General features: G+C 43.2%; 14 protein-coding genes. 6 read left to right on the top strand and 8 right to left on the bottom strand.

Annotation, left to right across the window (positions count from 1 at the left end; all coding sequences use genetic code 11):
- Window positions 1-4 precede the first annotated feature (4 nt).
- Together QEP08_RS11670 and QEP08_RS11665 are read left to right on the top strand one after the other, a co-directional pair.
- Complete coding sequence (locus tag QEP08_RS11670; RefSeq protein ID WP_285058195.1) at window positions 5-2,179, top strand: TonB-dependent receptor domain-containing protein; 2,175 nt, start codon at window positions 5-7, stop codon at window positions 2,177-2,179.
- Between the two features lie 124 nt (window positions 2,180-2,303).
- The gene (locus tag QEP08_RS11665) at window positions 2,304-4,217 is read left to right on the top strand and encodes an ATP-dependent DNA helicase (RefSeq protein ID WP_285058194.1); all 1,914 of its coding nucleotides are present in this window, start codon (window positions 2,304-2,306) and stop codon (window positions 4,215-4,217) included.
- A 78-nt stretch (window positions 4,218-4,295) separates the two neighbouring features.
- On the opposite strand, the gene QEP08_RS11660 is transcribed toward QEP08_RS11665, so the two are convergent.
- The 6 genes from QEP08_RS11660 to QEP08_RS11635 form a co-directional block, all read right to left on the bottom strand.
- The gene (locus QEP08_RS11660) at window positions 4,296-5,759 is read right to left on the bottom strand and encodes a RagB/SusD family nutrient uptake outer membrane protein (RefSeq protein ID WP_285058192.1); all 1,464 of its coding nucleotides are present in this window, start codon (window positions 5,757-5,759) and stop codon (window positions 4,296-4,298) included.
- Between the two features lie 19 nt (window positions 5,760-5,778).
- Window positions 5,779-8,955, bottom strand: coding sequence for a SusC/RagA family TonB-linked outer membrane protein (locus QEP08_RS11655; RefSeq protein WP_285058190.1), 3,177 nt, complete (start codon window positions 8,953-8,955; stop codon window positions 5,779-5,781).
- 410 nt (window positions 8,956-9,365) lie between these two features.
- Complete coding sequence (locus QEP08_RS11650) at window positions 9,366-10,733, bottom strand: PhoH family protein (protein WP_285058188.1); 1,368 nt, start codon at window positions 10,731-10,733, stop codon at window positions 9,366-9,368.
- 118 nt (window positions 10,734-10,851) lie between these two features.
- Entirely contained in the window at window positions 10,852-11,490 is a 639-nt protein-coding gene (locus tag QEP08_RS11645) for a DUF3575 domain-containing protein (protein ID WP_285058187.1), read from the bottom strand.
- 976 nt (window positions 11,491-12,466) lie between these two features.
- Window positions 12,467-12,916: a ribose 5-phosphate isomerase B gene (gene rpiB, locus QEP08_RS11640; protein ID WP_285058184.1), complete on the bottom strand. Its 450-nt coding sequence runs from the start codon at window positions 12,914-12,916 to the stop codon at window positions 12,467-12,469.
- Window positions 12,917-12,919: 3 nt separating this feature from the next.
- Window positions 12,920-15,211 (bottom strand): DUF7133 domain-containing protein, encoded by a 2,292-nt coding sequence (locus tag QEP08_RS11635; protein WP_285058182.1) that lies wholly within the window; start codon window positions 15,209-15,211, stop codon window positions 12,920-12,922.
- A gap of 233 nt (window positions 15,212-15,444) precedes the next feature.
- Between QEP08_RS11635 and QEP08_RS11630 the strand changes: the two genes are divergently transcribed.
- Window positions 15,445-15,927 (top strand): peroxiredoxin family protein, encoded by a 483-nt coding sequence (locus tag QEP08_RS11630; protein ID WP_285058179.1) that lies wholly within the window; start codon window positions 15,445-15,447, stop codon window positions 15,925-15,927.
- Window positions 15,928-15,940: 13 nt separating this feature from the next.
- Here the strand turns inward: QEP08_RS11630 and QEP08_RS11625 are convergent, their stop codons facing one another.
- On the bottom strand, window positions 15,941-17,107 hold the full coding sequence (locus QEP08_RS11625; protein ID WP_285058178.1) for an MFS transporter: 1,167 nt from the start codon (window positions 17,105-17,107) through the stop codon (window positions 15,941-15,943).
- A 149-nt stretch (window positions 17,108-17,256) separates the two neighbouring features.
- Here QEP08_RS11625 and QEP08_RS11620 point away from each other — a divergent pair, with 149 nt between their 5' ends.
- Window positions 17,257-17,652 (top strand): YtxH domain-containing protein, encoded by a 396-nt coding sequence (locus tag QEP08_RS11620; protein WP_285058175.1) that lies wholly within the window; start codon window positions 17,257-17,259, stop codon window positions 17,650-17,652.
- A gap of 1 nt (window position 17,653) precedes the next feature.
- Here the strand turns inward: QEP08_RS11620 and QEP08_RS11615 are convergent, their stop codons facing one another.
- Window positions 17,654-18,796: an MFS transporter gene (locus QEP08_RS11615; protein ID WP_285058174.1), complete on the bottom strand. Its 1,143-nt coding sequence runs from the start codon at window positions 18,794-18,796 to the stop codon at window positions 17,654-17,656.
- A gap of 234 nt (window positions 18,797-19,030) precedes the next feature.
- On the opposite strand from QEP08_RS11615, the gene QEP08_RS11610 reads away from it, so the two are divergent.
- Both QEP08_RS11610 and QEP08_RS11605 read left to right on the top strand, forming a co-directional pair.
- Entirely contained in the window at window positions 19,031-19,711 is a 681-nt protein-coding gene (locus QEP08_RS11610) for a hypothetical protein (RefSeq protein WP_285058172.1), read from the top strand.
- Between the two features lie 151 nt (window positions 19,712-19,862).
- On the top strand, window positions 19,863-20,537 hold the full coding sequence (locus QEP08_RS11605; protein WP_285058169.1) for a hypothetical protein: 675 nt from the start codon (window positions 19,863-19,865) through the stop codon (window positions 20,535-20,537).
- The last annotated feature ends 40 nt before the right edge of the window (window positions 20,538-20,577 follow it).

The following is a 20,577-nucleotide window of genomic DNA, read 5'->3' as shown; positions in this document are numbered from 1 at the left end:
ATTTATGATCCTGGCCTGCCTGTGGCTATGTTCGGTCCATGCACAGCGTCCCGACAGTATTAAAACTGATTCACTCAGGAAACGGGCGCTTCGGGGGGATTCAATGCGTACAGATTCCGTTAGTCCCGGTACAGCAAAGAAAAAGCAGCCCATTAAGCTGAAAACAGTGACCATCCGCGGTCAAAAACCTTTGATCGAACAACGTGTGGACGGTATCGCTTTCAATGTGGAAAGCCTTCCTGCTATTGCTGGTTCAGATGCATCAGATGTACTCAGAAAAGTCCCGATGGTCAGTGTGGACCAAAATGGCGGGCTTTCTGTCCGTGGCAGTTCAAATGTCAGGGTGCTGATAGACGGGAAGCCTTCTGATATCTATGCTTCCTCTGTAGCTGATGCCTTGAGGGCCATCAGAGGTGAAAGTATAGTCAGGGTCGAGGTGATCACCAATCCCTCAGCCAGCTACGATGCGGAAGGTGCGGATGCGGTCATTAACATCATTACCCGGAAAATAAGAGATGATGCCACCAATGGGAATATAAGTGGCATGGCGGGGATCAGAAGTGACAATATAGAGGGGGACATACAGACCAGGAATGGTAGATTTTTTCTCAATTCGGATGCCCTGTATCAGAAATACCGGAACAGGAATGGCTCGGTGCTGCAGCGTACTGCGGACAATTTGATGCGCGTCCAACAGAATGAAACCAAACAATCCGGCGATTACTTTTACGGTGGAATAAGCCTCCTGTATAGTTTGGATACGCTAAATACATTCGACCTGGGTTACCGCGCAAGGAGATCACCAAACACAACCATAAAGATGTCTGATAACTATGGGACAGACCAGGAGATACAGCAGTATCTGTTTCAGCGTAATATGGAGACCAGGGACAAGAATAATGGCAATAGCTATAATATTGGTTTTACAGGGACATCAAAGGATAAACATATAGAATATGCTGTACTAGGTATGTATGCGCCGTTTAAAGGTGCCAGTGATTACGGATTAGACCAGATCGGGCAGAATCCGTACAGGGAGAACTTCTTTAGCAGCACGACTTATGATGATTATATCATCCAGAGGGATTATACACAGGTGTTTACAGACAATTGGAAACTGGAAGCGGGTGCCAAGGTCTCGGCTAAAAACGCAAAGAGTGAAAGTTTGTTTGATGTTTATGATTTTGACAGCGGCAGCTACCAGCGTGACGCCCAGCGTTCCAATGACTTTACCTATCAAAACAGGGTCTACGCTGCTTATGCCAATACCAGTGTGAAAATTGGAAAATGGGGTCTGAGCGGAGGATTGAGGTATGAGAAAACGGAACTGGACGTGGTGTTCAAAAACCAAAGGGTCGATATTCCTTCTTTTCATAACCTGGCCCCGCAAATCCTGTTCAATAGAATGGTAAACGATAAAACCAGTATTAAGCTGAGTTATACGATGAAACTGCAGCGACCTTATATCTCCTACCTGAACCCGACAGTAGTTACGAGTGATTCGCTCACAATACAATATGGCAACCCCAAGCTGGAGCCTGAACTGACCAACCGTTATCAGCTGAGCTATTCTGTCAATGGCGCTAAACTGTTCAGGGATTTTGTCCTGTTTTTCAATGACAACAGGAATACCATTGAAAACATCCGCCGCCCTTTGGGTAACGGGGTCTTTGAAAGTACCTGGAAAAATGTCGGGAAAAATCAAAGACTGGGTCTGTCTGCCACGTTTAACTGGAAACCTGCGTCTGCGCTGAGTCTGGGTGCCGGACTGACCGCACAATATGTCTGGCTGGAAAGCGGGATGCTTGGTATCAGTAACAAGGGGCTGATGAGACAGCTGAATTTAAATGGCAGCTACAAGCTTCCAAGGGGTTTTAGTATAGATTTTTACGGTTTCTTTGATACAAAAAAACTGCAGTTGCAAGGATATCGCACGGGATGGAAGTTTTACAACATGACCATTAATAAGAAAACAAAGGACGAGCGCCTGAACATGAGTTTACGTGTGGAAACTTTTTTAAAACCACATACCTACATTGATGAGGTCACCACATCAGCAGATTATAATCAACGGATGTCCTATCGCTATCAAAATCAGGACATCAGGTTTATCATTTCTTATAAGATCGGCAGAAAAGAGATCAAAACTCCAAAGATAAGGTCGGCTGAGGCTGAATAACGGGCGGCCAACTGCGTTTCGTCGATGCATGCCATCCGCGCATGTTGATAAAAAATGGGGGCATAGCTATATTATTTGCTTTTCGTATGGCAGATCACTTCTTCATTTGTGTTAAATTTGTCTCATGAGTAATGTCGGTTCTTCTGATTCAGTTTCCAGCAAAGTTTTATCTTTTATTGACCAGACCAATCAGAATATATTTCTGACCGGGAAGGCCGGAACGGGTAAAACTACCCTGCTAAAAAAGATAAAAGAGCAGAGCAAGAAGAAGATGGCAGTAGTAGCGCCAACAGGCGTTGCCGCGATGAATGCCAAAGGAACAACCATCAATTCTTTTTTTCAGTTGCCACCGGGCTCCTTCTTTCCCGGTGACATCAGCCTGGAAAACCTGCAGTCGGGCATTCTTTCTATCCAGTCGATGGTTTCTGAAATGAGCTACAGCCGGGAGAAGCTAAACCTGTTTACTGAACTGGAATTGCTCGTGATCGACGAGGTATCTATGGTACGCAGTGATCTGCTGGATGTCATTGATGCTTTGCTGCGTTCCGTCAGAAAAAACAATGATCCTTTTGGTGGTGTTCAGCTGCTGCTTATAGGTGACCTGTACCAGCTGCCTCCGGTGACTAAACGGGAAGACTGGGTTTTTCTAAGCAGGGCCTATGCTTCCCCCTATTTCTTTGATGCCCTGGTGATCCGCAGAAATCCGCTCCTGCAAATTGAGCTGACGACTGTATTCCGGCAGACCGAACCGGAATTCATTGGGATATTGAATGACATCAGGAACAACCGGATCAGTGAAGACAGTTTATCTTTGCTCAATAAAAGGTACGATCCTTCGTTCAGTTCGACGGATGAGCTAAACCCGATCATCATCACTTCTCATAATGCGGAAGCGAATACCATCAACAGGGAAAAGCTTGCTGAACTGCCCGGCATGGAATATACTTTTGAGGGCACCGTAAATGGTGAGTTCAGGGAACTGAACCTTCAGGCTGAACAGACTTTAAAGCTCAAAGAAGGTGCGCAGGTCATGTTTATTAAGAATGATACCGGCGACAACCGGAAATTTTACAACGGAAAGATCGGCAGAGTCAAATCGATAAAGAACAATGAGATCTACATTTCCTTTCCGCAGGAAGAGAACCTGCTGCTTGAAAAATCATCCTGGCAGTCATTTGAATACAAGACCGACCCGGAAGATGCAATTGTGCAGCAGCAGGTGGGTGAATTTTCCCAATATCCGGTTAAACTTGCCTGGGCGGTGACGATTCATAAAAGTCAGGGATTAACGTTCGATCATGCCATTATTGATGCGGGAAAATCATTTGTGGCCGGACAGGTTTATGTGGCATTAAGCCGGGTAAGAACCCTGAACGGGCTGATTTTGAAGTCTAAGATCAATACGGAGAGTTTGAGGTCGAACACAGAGGTGATCAATTATATGAATCCTGTAAAGGAACAGGAGCTGGATTCGATGCTTGTTGAGGCGCAGGAGAAGTTTATCCTCCAGCTGGTGCTTGATCATTTTTCTCTCACTCAGGCTGTCGGTGGTCTCGAAACTGTGGTTTCAAATCCGGAGGTGGTTAAAGCAAATATTCCTGAGTTCAAATCTTTATTGAGTCAGCTGGCTAAATCGGCTGCTGACTTGCTGGTGCTGTCTGAGCGTTTTCGGGCACAGGTGAGGCAGCTTCACAAACAAAGTGGTTTTAAAGACCAGCAGGCATTACAGGCGCGGATAGAGTCGGCACTGGCTTATTTTGTGAAGGAACTCAATATGCAGCTGATCAATCCATTGAATAAAAACATCCGGATCAAGCCGAAAAATAAATTGCAGCAGCAGTTGCAGCATTTATTGCAGCAGTACAGGCAGATTATTGAAAACAGGATCGCATTGATGCATATAGGCGCCGGTTTGCTGAAAGAGTCGATTTCTGTGAGCGATTATACGTCATGGATAGAGCAGCATAAGCTAAAGGCTAAAGCTAAAGCGGATTCTTCATCAGGGCAGCAGCAGGCGGTTACAATGCAGCTGTTTTAATTAATTAAACTGGAAAAATCCGGTATAAAAAGGGTGTTCAAAAATTTGAACACCCTTAATGGTTTAATTGCGCAATAACTAATTGTATCCGGGGTTCTGTTGTGCAGCAAGGCCCGGATTGGCATTGATCTCATCCTGAGAAATTGGCAGGATCGTCTTATTAAAAGCTCTCGTTATAGTTAACGGCCGATTTGTAATCGTTAAACCGCCAAAAGCATCATCAAATGTGATGGATTTATTCAACCGGATGAGGTCGAAATAACGCTGTCCTTCACCAAATAACTCCTTACTCCTTTCATCCAGAATCATATCTATTGTAATATTTCCAGCGGTAACAGCCGGAAGATTAGGAGATCTTTTTCGTATGGCATTGAGATAACCGGCCGCCAGGGTCTTATCTATAGTGAGTGCGGCCTCTGCCGCGATCAAATATATTTCAGACAGCCTGATTACTTTAATATTTACAGCGGTTGCTGTAGTTTTACCGTCTCCTTCCAGGGCAACACCACCACTATATTTATAAAGTGATCCCAATCGGGTGCCAGATGACTCATCGTTACTCATTACACCCCATCTGACATCCGCAGGATCCTGGCCTAATCTGTTTAGGAAAGGCGTACTGGCCATAAAAAAACCTAGTGCAGCAGATCCGCCATGCTGTGCACGTCTTAAATAGAAGCCAAGCGAGGCGGTAAGCAGGTCGCCCTCATTCGGCGATATCACCAGTTCGAAAATAGATTCCAGGCCGAATTGTGCTTTCCATGAGGGAACCCATTCAGCATTTGTGTACAACCTGTATAAACTAGCGGGCACAGCAATTATTTCCTGCGCAGCTTTAAGCGCATTTGTATGATCATCCATGTAAAGGTAAACCCTGGCCTGCATCGCCAAATTTGCATAGTAATTAAGGTATCCTGATGTTTTAATCTTCGGCAATAAAGGAGCTGACGCCTTCAGATCGCCCATGATCTGGTTATAATTCTCCTCTACTGTAGCACGAAGCGGTTGGGCAGTGGCCGGAAGTGTAGTAATAATATTAGGCACGCCAAAGGAAGTTTTATTTTCGCTATAAGCTTTTCCATACAACCTGACAAGGTCAAAATACATAACGGCCCGTGCTGTCAGCGCCTGACCTTTAACAACATTAAACTCGGCATTGGTACTGGAAGGATCGATCCGCTGTATGCTCTCAAGGAGGTTATTTGCCTGAAGAATGCCATTGTATATCTGTGTCCAGAAAGTAGAATTACTACCCGTTGTCTTACTATGGTTAAATGTATACAAGCCGTCAAGTCCCCGGCCCTGCATAAATATAGTCATATCACCTCCCTTGGCGTCCCCATACATAAACATGTTTCTGCCATAGTAACTGGAGCTGATCATATTTCGCATCAACCCGTTCATCATTATTTTAGCATCGCTGGGCGTTTGAATCGATGTTTTCGAATCGCCGAGGTTACTGGGTTCAACATCTAAAAAGTCTTTACATGAAGATAAACTCATAATGAGCAGACCTGTAAATATTATATTTATTATTTTCATCTTATTAGATCTTTAATCGTTAAAAACTGAATTCAATACCAAAAGTATAGGTTTTTCCAAACGGGGTTTCCCATCCTCTTGTCCCGTATTGGTTGACTTCCGGATCGGCAATTTTATATTTCGAAAATGTAAGCAGATTGGTTCCGTTAACATACAACCTGGTATTGGACGCACCTATCTTATTGACCAAGCTCTTGGGTAAATTATAAGCAAGAGTAACATTCTTTAATCTTAAAAAGGTGGCACTATGCATCTGACGGCTGCTGTATTGCTGAGGATCGGTCAAATCATTCCCGTCAAGCTTAGGCAACGATCCTCCTGGATTTTCAGTTGTCCACCTGTTGTCATAATAGTCCTGTGACCTGATCCTCTCCCAATAATAACCATCGTCCGCCACATCTTTATATGCGCCATTATACAGTTTACCACCCAGTTTATAATTGAAATTCAAGGCTAAACTAAGACCTTTATAGGCAACATCCGTGTTGATACCACCAAATACGGTAGGTACTGCATTACCTAAAACGGTATAGTTAGCTGTGCTAAAATCATGAGTGGCTCCCTTGCCGTTGTGAATAAATTCTCCTTCCTGGTCGTTCTCCGGATCATTTACATACCACATGTTCCTGCCGTCCTTAGGATCGACACCTGCCCATTCATAACCATAGAAACTCAAAGCTGATTCTCCTTCCCTAAATATAAACTGCGCTCTTCTGTCTTCGCCTGCTGCGGCACCTCCTGTGGGATCATACCAGATAATGTCCTGGCCGCCATAAAGTTTGGTTACTTTAGATTTTGTGAATGAGCCGTTTATGCTGGCGGTCCACTTTAAATCGTCTTTACGAATAATATCGCCGCCCAATTCTATTTCAATACCGCGGTTGTTCATCTCCCCTATGTTCATTAAAATAGAACTGAATCCCGTTGTTGTAGAAATTAACACGTCTTGAAGCAGGTCTTTTGAGTCTCTGTTAAAGTACTCAACCGTTCCAAAAATCCTGTTATCCAGAAATCCAAACTCTAATCCAAGATTGGAAGTATAACTTGTTTCCCAGGTCAGGTTATCATTGCCCAGCACACTTATTTCGCCGCCGGCCTGCCCCATATATCTCGAACTATATGATGTTAGATTCCTCCAGCCATAGTTTTGAGTTGGCATTGTACCGTTCACACCGTAAGATGTTCTTAACCGCAGATTACTGATGTAAGTTAGGCCCTTCATAAAATTCTCGTTGTTGATTCTCCATGATCCTGCAACAGACCAAAAGTCTCCCCAACGGGTGTCAGGGCCGAGTTTAGATGAACCGTCCCGCCTGTAAGATGCCGAGGCATAATATTTTTGATTAAAATTGTATTCTCCCCGTGAGAGAACAGACATCATGTTATAGCCAGAGAAACTGGCATCAGCATCCCTTACCCCAGCCGTAGCTACTGTATGGAGTGAACTTGAAGGAAGATCTGTTCCGGTTGAACGCTGAAAATCCGTACGGTTTCTTTCTGCTTCAAAACCGGCAAGTAATCCCAGATTGTGCAGGCCGAACTGTTTATTGTAATTTAATGTAGTTGAGGAAACGATCTTATTGATGTTTGCTGTATACTCTGAGACAGTACCTTTCGTTGTAGTACCACTAAAGTGCAAAGGGCTATAATAAATATGATCTTTAACTTGGGTGTTATCATAAGAAAATACGGATTTCAGGTTTAGTTCAGGTAATATTTTAATGTTGACGGTCTCATTACCTGCTACCTTAAGGTTTATTTCACTATTTTCCCATTCATTGTCATAAAATTGGCTGTTATAAGCAAAGCTGCCATATCTTGCAGTCCATTGCGCACCAGTTTTATAGTCTGTAGGCCAGTATAACGGCCATAGCAAATTCCTGGATTGAAGGAAATAGTTTGCACCATTATTCCTTGTATCGTTAAAACCAGATTGCTCGCTTCTTGAAATGTTGGCATTGGTAATGAATTCTACATGCTTACCTACTTTTTGTGACAAGTTGAATCTGCCCGAGTAGCGATCGAAATCATTTACTTTTATCCGACCCTGGTCTTTTGTATAAGAAAAAGAAGAGTAGTAAGTAGTGTTGGGATCCCCTCCACTTACAGAAAGATCGTTGGTTTGAAATTGAGCAGTTCTAAACAGCTCATCTTCCCAGTCAAAATACTGACCTTCCCGATTTACGATACCGTCAGTTAATCCTTTAATGGCTACATTCTGTAATAAATCTGTTCCTGATGTTGAAAAAGTGTAGCCATGCCTGTTAAATCTTGTATTCAATCTGGCAAGTGCATCCGCATTCGCTACCGCATCCGATTTCTTGGCAGAAGTATTCAGATCGTGAAACACTTGGTACAGCATATTTACCTGTTCCTGCACGCCAGCCGGTTCATAATTATCTGTAGCCCAGGAAGGTGTTAAGCCAAGTGAGGATTTAAAATTAATCACTGGTTTACCGACTTTGCCACGCTTAGTAGTGATCAAAACAACACCGTTTGCAGCTCTGGAACCGTACAACGATGAAGCCGCTGCATCCTTTAAGACAGTAATAGCGTCTATATCAGCCGGATTTAACGAGCTCATTACATTGTTTGTGATATAAGTGCCGCTTAACTGGCTTACATTTCCAGAGACTACCGGCACACCATCAATGACATATAAAGGTTCGTTGGACGCATTCATCGAGCCTATACCACGAATCCTGATACTTGGTGTAGAACCAGCCTGACCAGAAGAAGCGGTCACCTGTACGCCTGACACCCTGCCATTTAACGTACTTTCAAAAGATGTAACAGGCGTATTTTTTATGGTTTCTCCTTTGACCACAGACGCAGCCCCCGTATACGTGCCCTTGGTCGACGTTCCGTAAGCCACCACAATCACCTCATCCAGCGACTGGTCACTCGACTGAAGTGCAATGTTAATTGTGGAACGCCCATTTACCGGAACTTCAATTGTTTGAAATCCTATAGAAGAAAAAACAAGGACTGCTCCGGATTGGATATTGTCAAGCATATAAGCACCGCTGGCCGAAGTAGATACCCCTTTTGTAGTCCCCTTAATAAGAACACTGACTCCGGGAATGGGCACCCCGTCTTTGGCAGAGGTAACCACGCCGGTCACCCTCGTTTGTGCCTGTGCAAGCGTAGATAAACAAATCAGGGCCATGCACAAAATAAGTAAAGATTTTCTCATAATGATTTAATACAATTTAATACATTTTGTAATGATTAGGAATTAATTAGTAGTGGTGGACTTACACACTTATGTGTACCAGGCAATCAGCTGTGATTGTTCTTTTCTTTCATAATACAGTTTGGTTTTAGATTTAACAGATAGGGGTTTGTTCGATTTTAGATGAGCAGACGATTACAGAGATCTTAAAATGCAGGCTTTTGCAGGTATATGCAGGTTAATACCTGTTTTTTAAGACAATACAAGATAACTTTATCTTAACATAAAATCAATGCCTGTTGGATAATTTTGTTTTTTATAGAAAAAAAAGCTTAAACAGCTGATATTTTTGCTGTTTATTTAAGAAAGAAGTGCTTTTGCGGGATTTTAACCAGGACGTTGCCATAAATCAGGCAACAAACCGGATAATACTATAAAAGATCATTGGCCAGATTGGCCAGTTCGCTGCGCTCACCCTTGTCCAATGTGATGTGAGCATACAGCGGATGGTTTTTTGCATTTTGGATCAGGTAAGAAAGGCCGTTACTTTCCGCATCCAGATAGGGCGTATCAATTTGGTAAATGTCACCGGTAAATATGATCTTGGTATCTTCTCCTGCCCGGGAAATGATGGTCTTAATCTCGTGCGGGGTTAGGTTCTGCGCCTCATCTACGATAAAAAAGATCTTGGTGAGTGTTCTCCCCCTGATGTATGCCAACGGAGAAATCACGATCTTTTCGGTATTAACAAACTCATCTATCCTGCCCTGAATCTTAGGATCATCATTATATTGTTCTTTGATAAACCTCAGGTTATCCCAGATCGGTGCCATATAAGGATCTATCTTAGATTTGATGTCGCCGGGCAGGAAACCAATATCCTTATTGCTCAGCGCAATGATAGGACGTGTCACATAGATCTGCCGGTATTCTTTACGCTGCTCCAGCGCACTGGCCAGGGCCAGCAGGGTCTTACCCGTTCCGGCCTTACCCTGTATGGTCACCAGTTTGATATCAGGATTCGTCAATGCATGAACAGCGAAAGCTTGCTCATGATTCCTGGGTGAAATGTTAAATATAGTTTCCGGTTTAATCGTATAAAGAAGTTTTGTTTGTGCATAATACCAGGCAGTAACGCTCTTCCTACCCGATTTCAAGATGCAAAAATGGTTGGCTTCAGGATCTGCAATGTCAAGCTGACCCGCAGGAGCACTGCCCGTTGCCTTGAGTTCATTGAAAAGCGCTTCAGGTACTTTACTGATGATACTTTTGCCAGTATACAGTTCATCCAGATTTTTCACCTTACCGGTTTCATAATCTTCAGCATACAGATCAAGAGATTTGGCCTTTAGCCTCAGGCAAATGTCTTTAGATACGAGCACCACTTTTTTTTGCGGGAACTCCTCCTTCAGGCTCAGCGCCGCATTGAGGATGCGGTGGTCAAATTTACCTTTACCAAAGACTTCTTCCGCATCAGTAATTTTAGGCTTTTTGTCCATTACCACTTTAAAGCTTCCTCTTTTGACGCCCATTTTCGGGCTAAAGCCATTTAATGGAATCCATTTGTTCATGATCTTGTCGCCTGAGGCCTTATCCATAAGACGTATAAAACTCCTGGCTTCCGCATTCCGGGTTTCATTGCCATTTTTCATGTTATCCAGCTCTTCCAGTACCTGGATGGGAATGGCCACATCATGTTCCTGAAAATTATTAAAAGCATTGTGGTCATAGAGGATCACCGAAGTATCAAGTACGAAAATCTTTTGCTTTAGGGACGGTTGTTTTACGGATTTACTCATGACAGCTAAAAATAGCGAAATTTATGTTTGAAGTGAAATGCTATAAACAGACAACGGGTCCCTGGTGCAGAATTGTTTCCGCCTCAATGACCCGTTGCCATAAATAATAATTGTCAGTTTAAAAAAGTAAATAGACCTTGAACCCAAGGTCCGTGATCACACCCTGAGTGTTAAGGCTAAAGCTAGTATCTTTCTTTGTGTAAACAGGCGATCCACCTGTGCCGTCTGTCTGGTCAGCAGTAGTATATAAAGCTGTTGCTGATAACAGGTTAGTTTCAAGGGCCCATCTTTTGCTGATGAACCAGGTAATGCCTCCGTAAGCGCCCAGGCCATAAGAATTGCTTTTATAGGAATTTAAATTCTGAGGATCATCATAATCAAGTTTGCTGAAGCTATAAGAGGCTGCACCACCAGCATAGGCATAAAACTTCCCGATCAGCGGATAGTACTTCTGGTAACTCAGCGCCCCGCCAAATATGTCTGTCGCATTATCCTGGCTCGTGCTTGTGCTGGTTGAAGTTCCATGCCCGTAAGTCAGATCGATACCCAGTTTGGTATGATCACTGATGAAACGGCCGTATCCCAGAGAAAAAGTGCTCTGTTTTTGCTTTTGACTCGCGCTCCCTGACGGAATGTTCTGTTCAGTTTTAGAAGTGTAAGCACTAACACCAAGGCTAAGCGCATTGGTGCCTTTTGTTTGGGCATATCCGCACAGCGATGCCAGGACTGCAAGAGCAGTTAATAGTTGTTTTTTCATTAATGTGTTTTTATGGTTTATTCCTCAATGTAATTAGATAAATTATCATTGCAAATTATTATTTGTCATTATATGTAACATAATTAGAACATATGTGAATGATATGCCCATATATGTTTTTTTAACAAATAATATCGGATAAAAGAGAATAAAGGAAATTGCTGAAAATCTGCAATCCAGTTTACCGGGGATTAAATGACAAAAACAGAATGTCTGTAAAACGGAAAACGGAGCTCCTCTTCTTGCGATTTGGTGTCTCCGTTTCCAATTATCTGCTGCCGTAGCCTCAGATAACTTTATCAACTGCTCTGTATCCTTAACCTTTCGTAGCGTTCTTTAGTTCCTAAGAACTTCGAAGCCCGTAAAATTATACTGTCCGGTTCATCCCGTAGAATTCCTCTTTCAGTGTATAATGTCCTTTTCGGATTCAACTGATCTACTTTCGCTTCGCAGCTACCGGTGATGTTTTGGTGCCACCCGTTTTCTCCGTTTCCTTTGATGTCGGGCTACCTGTGCTGATCCTTAGATTTACCAGAACCTTTTGCCCTTGGGCTAAGTATTCTTTTTAGTATTTCTTCAGACTGTCAAAGTACTTGCTAATTGATAGATCTAATATACGGAGGTTAATGAAACTTTCCAAGGAAAAGTTAAATAACTTATAAACAAATTGTTAACAGGTTGCTAACAAAGTTATAAACAATATAAGGGATATTTTTTCACTTTTTTGTAGCGAAAAAAGACCGCCACTCGTTTAGTTATTTGAGAGCGTTAATTTAGATGATGGGGTTGGGTCTTTATGACCTGATCCCATTTTTATTAGAAACATCCTTATACTAAACTTTACAAAATGATAACCAAATCTCAGAACAAACTGCCTTCTGTCAACTCCTTAATTATTTGTGTAGTAGCCCTGCTGATCATGATCGCTATTCAGCTGGTACAAAACTAGACAACAAGCCAGCTATAATGGTGAAGGTCAGCCCTGCTGCTGCTCTATTGCGGTGATTTTCGCAAGGCGCTTAACATGACGTTCCTCTCCGGAAAACTCAGCTTTCAGGAAAGCATATACGATATCCTTGGCCAGCTCAATACCGATCACCCGTTCACCGATGCACAGGATATTCACATCATCATGCTCTACAGACTGGTGCGCAGAATAAGTATCATGACAAACCCCTGCCCTGATGCCCTTAAATTTATTGGCTGCAATACTTACTCCAACAGAGCTGCCGCAGACCAATATACCCCTGTCACCCTCCTTATTTTGCAAGGCACGGGCCACATCAGCTGCATGATCCGGATAATCTGAGGGCAATCCCGTATAACTGCCCTTATCAATCACAATATACCCCTCTTTTTGCAGCATCTCTGCAATAATGGTTTTGTATTTAAACCCTGCGTGGTCCGATCCGATAATTACTTTCATGCTTTATTTATTAGAATCCAGTTCTTCCATTGTAAATGTCTTTTGCCTGCCTTTATATTTACTGCGGATATTCAGAATGTCCTTCTTATCAACTTTGGCCGCATCATTCTGCCAGGACTGCCTGATGAAACTGAGCAGCTGCGCAATGTCTTCATCGTTCAGCTCGTCATTGTGGCCAATGCCCGGCATATCGCCCGCTACTTCAGGCGCCTCATACACATGACCATTTACATTTATAGGTCCGGTCAATCCAAAAAGCACAATAGAAATCAGTTTGTTCTTGTCACCGGTTACCCATTGCGACTTGTTTAAAGGCGGTGCCAGCGAAGGCGTTCCGTTACCATCAGCGCCATGGCAGGTCTGGCAGGTCGACCTGAATATAGCCGAACCTTTAGGAAACTGGCGCGCCAGCAGTTCCGGATTGCGGTTCTTCTGGGTGTTTTTATAAGCGGTGATCACCTTCTGAAGCTGTTTATTGATCTTTAAATCAGAATCGGGAACCACAGCAGCCAATGACTTTTTAAAAGTCTCTTCACGATAAGCCAGATTACTGATTACCGCATCAGCAACATAAGCATTGTCCGGATATTTCTTAGCCAGATCAACCAGAAATCCATCAGCAGCCTTCTCATTAAAAGGTTTGAGGTCTGCAGCCAGAAATCCGATATAAGGAGCAGCCAGTTCATCATTATTGTCCAGCAGCTGCTGTAGCGCCGCGACATACAAAGGCGCGGATGAAAGACTGATTACCGAAGGTATTACCGTCAGTGCCTGCATACGAACCGGCCATTCCTGGCTTTTCAGCAAAGCCAATACCTCATTGGTCTCTAACGCATGCAGCCCTTCCAAAGTCCAGAGTGCATGTATGACCTGCAATGGCTTACCAGTTTGTTTGATCACTTGTTTCAGCAGCGGAATAGCGACTTTATTTTTATTGTCGATCAATGTCTGCTGTGCCTTATCTCTCAAATAACCATTAGGGCTGCTCAGCATCGCTACCAATTGCCTTGCGTCATCAGGAATAGAGGCCATAGCCGTCTTCTTGCCCTTAGGAACAATTTTATAAATCCTTCCACAATTTAATGGCAGCGTCAGGTTTCGCATTTTGATCTGGTTGGCCAGGTATGGCGTCACATAAGTCTTATGCTGGATGATCCCGCGGTACATATCCAATACATACAAAGCACCATCCGGGCCATTGTACAAACTCACGGGTCTGAAGCGCTCATCCGTACTTGCCACGAATTCCCTGCCCTTATAAGCCTGTTCTCCTTTGGCAACATAGCCATTCTCTTTAATGATATTCCTTTTGATCAGATTGCCGGACGGCTCAGCCACAAAAGCATTAAAATCATAGTCCTTGCCAAACAAGTCGCCCCTGTAAATCAGCGGTGAACAGGCCGCTGTAAAATTGGCGAGCCTAAGACTATCATCCAGCGTGCCCTTCATATAACCCCTGTTTACACCCGGATTTGGCCTGATGGGATACGTACGGTTATTCGGTACCGTTCTTTCATAATAACCGGCCACACCGCGTTGGTTCTTATTAGCAGCCCCAAAACCCGGACTAAAATAATCACCCTGCACATTAGAAGAATTGTCATTATAATACAAACGGCCATAATTATCCTGGCTTATACCCCACTGCCCTCTGAAATGCGTATCATCAATCAGCCAGCTATCGCCTTGTTTCCGATACCGCTTACTTGATTTGGCATTGTAGATCCAATTGTCCAGGTTTCTTAACAAGCCATTCGGCTGATGCTCGACATTACCTTCCGTCGCATATTTAGGATCAACTAATGTCTTTTTTACAGGCTTATCATCCTTAAGCTCGTAATACCAAAGACTAGGCGGTTCAGCCACCAGTATCCCGCCCTCAATCAAACAGATCGACCTCGGCAAGACCAACCCGTCAATGGCCACCTTGCGGTCATCAAACACACCATCCTTATTTTTATCCTCCAGAATGACAATATTCCCTGTAGGTTTATCCTCGCCCGTACCTAAAGTATCAGGCATATATCCGTTCATTTCCACCACCCACATACGGCCCTTTTTGTCAAAAGACATTGCAACTGGAGTTGTCACTAATGGTTCAGAAGCAATAAGCTGTACTTCAAATCCCTCTTCGACCTCCATCTTGCTGATGGACTGATCCGCAGGAACAACCGGTGACGATGTAAGATCGACCGGGCCTGGTTTTGATACAACAGTTGTAGCCTTTTTATAACTCTGGCATTGGTACAAAGTAAATACGCCTAGAATCAGGAATGCATAAATGTAAGGTCTCATAACGGATTGCTGCAGATATATGTGGTTCTTTTGTGTAGGGCAAATCTAAAAAGTTATCTTATAAAACAACAGGGTTTTTATATCAGTATTGTTACTACAACCTTGTAGTTGAATAATTTACCTGATTTTTCCTGTAAAATTATTGTTCGGCAGAAAAAAACTGACACCCAAACCATAAGAATGCACATCAGGAATCTGATATTTGCGCTTTCCATTAGAAACTTTGAGACGTTATGAAACAAATCTTATTTACTTTGCTCCTGTCTTTATCTGGTACATTTGCCTGGTCCCAGGGCCTTGAACCCGGAACCGGACTTCCAAACGCTGTTTTCTATAAAACAGATGGCAAGACATTTTCTACCGCACAAATTACAAAAGGAAAAAAATCTCTGCTGATGTTTTTTGATGCCACTTGCGAGCATTGCCAGCGAGTAGCAGCCGTTCTGTCCAAAAGAACCAAAGAACTGGGCAATGTCAACATTTACCTGATCAGCCAGGACGAAAAAGTTTCTATTGATTATTACATAAACAACTTTGCCAAACCATTGGCGGCGCTGAAAAATGTAACGATATTACAGGATAAAGACCGGGTGTTCATTCCATTGTTTCATCCCAGAGAATACCCCTCATTGTATTTATTTTCCACCGACCGCAAGCTGACCTATTACACCAGCAAAGAAAAGGAAGTACCAAAGATGTTTCCTTTGTTTAAGTAAACTCCGGAGAAACTTAAGACATCGCAAACCTGGTCACTCTTTTTGCCCTGGCGATCAGCATCCAGGCAAAAGCCGCACCAGTCAAAGCCATCATGGAGCCCACCGCAACAGGTGAAGTATAGTCGTAACCTGCTAATAGTGGTAACCCACCAAGAAAAGCACCCAGCGCATTGCCAATGTTAAAACTCGCCTGGCTCACAGAAGCAGCCAGCATTTCAGACCCTTTGGCCGTATTGATCATCAGCATCTGGATTGGTGACGCAGCGGCGAATGCAACAGCACCCGCAACGAAAGTCATGATGAGCGCCATGACCTGGTTGCCTGACACAAAATGCACGATCAACAAGGTCACCGACATTGCAATCAGCAAGGCAAAGGTAGCCCTTGCCGGAGAAAACCGGTCTGCCAATCTGCCCCCGATGAAATTGCCCACCATCATCCCCGCACCTGCAATGACCAATATATAAGTAATACTGCCTGCAGAAAAACCCGAAACCTCAGTCAGTAGTGGTGCAATATAACTGTACCAGGAGAACAAACCGCCTGTCCCAATAGCAATCATCAGAATGATCAGCCAGGATTCCGGCAATTTAAAGAAGTTGAGTTCCTTACCCAGATCTCTGTTTTTAGTAGCCGGCAAATTGGGCATCCAAAACTTAAGGCTCAGTAAAGTCACCAGACCGACGATGACGATGATGACAAAAGTATATCTCCATGAAAAATTATGACCTATATAAGTACCAAGCGGCACACCCAGGATATTGGCTACCGTAAGCCCGGCAAACATCAGAGACACCGCTCGAGCCTCCTTACCCTTATCTGCAAGACGGCTAGCCACCACAGAACCCACACCAAAGAAAGCACCATGCGGCAAACCCGCCAGCAAACGCGCAATGAACATCGTATGGTATCCCGGAGCAAAAGCAGACAAAGCATTGAACACTGTAAACATTCCCATCAGCACCATCAGGATCCTTTTCGGAGGATAACTACCAGCAATAAGCACCAGCAAAGGAGCGCCGATCACCACACCCAAAGCATAAGCAGAGATCAGGTGGCCCGCCTGCGGTATAGAAATATTAAGATCTTTAGCAATATCCGGCAGCAGTCCCATCATCACAAATTCTGTAATGCCGATTCCCAGGCCGCCCAGCGTCAAAGTCAATAAACTCCTTTTCATATGTCCAATTTTAGCGATAGTTAGTGTAAAAAGTACACACTACAAAAGTAGACAATAAACTGGCTTATTTCCCTATAAAAAAAGTAAAATTGACTTAAATAAAACACATTGGTACGGTATGTGTTACTTTATTAAAAAAAACACCTATTATGAATTATAAGAAATTAATTAACAAGGGTTTGTCTGACTTCTCAGGTCGGTCAGGCGATAAATCTGCGGCAATAATTGGATTATTGGCGGGATTGGCTGTAGGGGCAGTATTGGGTGTGTTGTTCGCACCCGAAAGTGGTAAAACAACGAGAGAGCGACTTTCCGACAAGGCCCTCGGACTTGCAGATAATGTAAAAGATGGCCTGCACTCATTAAAAGACACCGTAAGCACTGGACGTGAAAGCCTGAAAGGCTTTAAAGATGAAGTAGTAGGCAAAGTAAAAAACAAAGCAAATGCAGTAGCACAGGACTACAAAGAATTCAGAGAAGCCGAGCTCAACAAAGGAGCCGTTTCAGGCGAAGACCCTGACTATGTAGCCTCAAATAACTCATAAACTATTTCAATGTGGCCTGATGTCTGAAGAACATCCTGGTGATGGGCACCAGCAGCAGTCCGCATAGGGCAAATACTATAAAAGATACTCTCAGGTTAAATGCATGAGCCAGGTACCCGATTAAAGGCGGCCCCAGCAGCATACCTGTGATAGAATAGGTGGCGATGATTGATATCGCCATACCCGGAGAGTATTTTTTCGATTGCCCGGCCAGCGCATAAGACATGGGAATGATAGATGCCGTCCCAAACCCTACCAGCGAAAACCCGATCATCGCAGTCCAGAACGTAGGATAAATAATTGCCATACAAATTCCCGACACCACAAACACCGCACTCATGATATAAGTCTTCGGCATGCCAAACCTGCCAATGATGATATCCGAAAGGAACCTGGAAGCTGCCATGAAAGTCATAAAAATCAGGTAACCATAGGTAAAGATCTTTACATCAAGCACCTCCTGAAAATAGATACCGCTCCAGTCAAACATCCCCCCTTCGCAGATCGCACACAAAAACACGACAATCCCCAGATAGAAAATATAAGGATCAGGTTTGCTCAGCACAATCTTATTTCCCGTTTCAGACCTGTCACCTTTCAGCAAAAACTGATAAGAATAAGCACTGATCACGATCATCAGCAAAGCTACAGCCGCAAAATGATATTCAATAGAGACATTCAGCGCCAGTAAAAAAGTAGATAGTGCAATACCCGCGATCCCCCCTATACTCCAAAATCCGTGAAACGATCCCAATATTTTCTTTTCAAATCTCTTTGACAGTGTCAATGCCTGGGTATTTACAGAGATGTTAAAAATCCTGGTGGTAAAGGCAAAAAGCGTGATGGCCAGCAAAAGACTAAATGTATTGTGCGCAAACCCGATCAGGGCCAGAGAAAGACCGTTGAGCGCATAGCCCGCCGTAAGCGGCACCCGGCTGTTATACTTAGAAACCAGCCATCCGGAAATGGGCAGGCCAATCAGAGAACCGACAGGCATGGCCAGCAAAACACTGCCCAGTTCCGCCTCATTGAACCCAAAAGCAGTTTTAATGGTAGGAATACGCGATGCCCAGGTAGCAAAGCTAAGCCCCGAGATAAAAAAGAAAAGACTTAAAAAGAAACGGTGTTTATTATTTGAGATCATTGATGTACGTGCTGCCTCTATATAACTGTACCGGCACACAGCTGCACCGGTACAATCAAAGAAATGCAAAGGTAATTATTAAAGTGCATATCAGAAAGCCCCTCTCCCTGAACCATTATCAATCATCAACAGCGTCTATTTATGGATTTATAACCTCCCCTGGTAAACTCTATAAGAAACACTTTTGCCATCAGCCGCCACCGGATGCCTGGCTAAATTTCACTATATTTAGTAATGAAATATCTATTGATTCTTGCATTTTGCATACTGACCACCACTGGTTTTGCCCAGCAGCTTGATACTGTATTCTTAAAACCCCGGGATAAAGAAGGTCACGCCATTTTTATTGACCCCAATCCAAATTCAGCTTATTACGCTCGGATTGCAGATACAGCTTACACCAGAAAAGACAGGGAGCATAAAGAGAGCATCCGCAGACTAAAGTCCTTTAAAGTCAAAGCAAACAAACCCCTGCGGATAACAGACATACCGCTCAACTGGTGCAAACTGAGTTTGTACAAAGGAAAGTACTATTTATATGCTCCATCTGACTGGAGCTACACAAGAGTATCGCTGAGCGACAGTATATTTATTGAAATGGGCATGGAAAGAATGATCTACGGGACCAGTAGTTTCAGTAAAACAGGGGAAAACTCCTACAAAATCTCGACGGTCGCTGACTATAATGGCAGTAAAAGTTCAATTGATATCCATGTTATTGATCCTGAAAAAGGAATTGCTGTGTTTGAATATCTGAAATTGGCGAATGATCCAAGCGGCAGGTACGAACTGATGATCGATGTGAATAAAATAAAGCAGTTCCCTGTAATTGTAAATTACACTCCGCAGCACAAGGAGATAGAATTTAACTTTGACAGCCCGGATTTCGGAGCACTGCTCAAGGGAATCCGATAGTTTTACCCCGCTATCCCCCACACCAGGTTCGCTAGTTGATTGCCATTTATGTATCTTGGGAACTTATCATTATGAAAGCATAGGTTTATACGACATTAGTAATGTTATGAAATATCTAATATGTTGCCTATTTCTATTCTTGTGCCTAAACTTGAGGGCGCAAGACAAAATGTCCAATGTTGTATCCGGGCACATTTCAAACATCAAGGATATTGAATTGATTATAAATAATGGCGGGATGACCGGTTTTTATACACAGGCGAACATCATTCCGGAAAACGGTAAGTGGCATGCTCAACGTAAAAAAATTGAATATTTTGAAAAGGATTCTATATCTGACATATTCACTCATGAAGTTTCCTCAGACAGCATAAAACTTCTGATACGCTGTCTGTTTAATCCAAGCCCGAGGATAAAAACGAGTTCATTCAACCTCAATCGGGATTCATTAATTAAATATTACCGGGCTTCAGAACGTGTCAGCAAGCAAATACCAGAAGAAAAGTTTTTGAAAAGAATAGACGACTCTGTTTTTGTGCAAGGGTCATTAACTTCACTTTGTTATCCCCGGTTTCGAATGGATCATGAAGCCAGTTATAAAATTATAATCAGGTTCAATAAAGGCCCAGATTTAGTTGTTTTTAGCAAATCAGGAAATTCTCCTTATTATTTACCTTGGAAACAAAGTGGCATAAATTATTTTAATCCTAACATAACAAGGCTGTTCGATTATTTATGTGGGTATGACGGCAGGGAATCATCCCGAAAAATTTGGTTGTATAGAAGGTTAGTCAACCAATTAGGTAAACCTTCGTTGGGAAATTAAATTCAATGTCAAATGGTTCCATGTTGAGCAGGTATTTAGG

It is taken from the genome of Pedobacter ginsengisoli (assembly GCF_030244015.1).
Taxonomy (GTDB): domain Bacteria; phylum Bacteroidota; class Bacteroidia; order Sphingobacteriales; family Sphingobacteriaceae; genus Pedobacter; species Pedobacter ginsengisoli.
The sequence above is the reverse complement of the archived record's forward strand: the minus strand, read 5'-3'. Positions and strand labels throughout refer to the sequence as shown.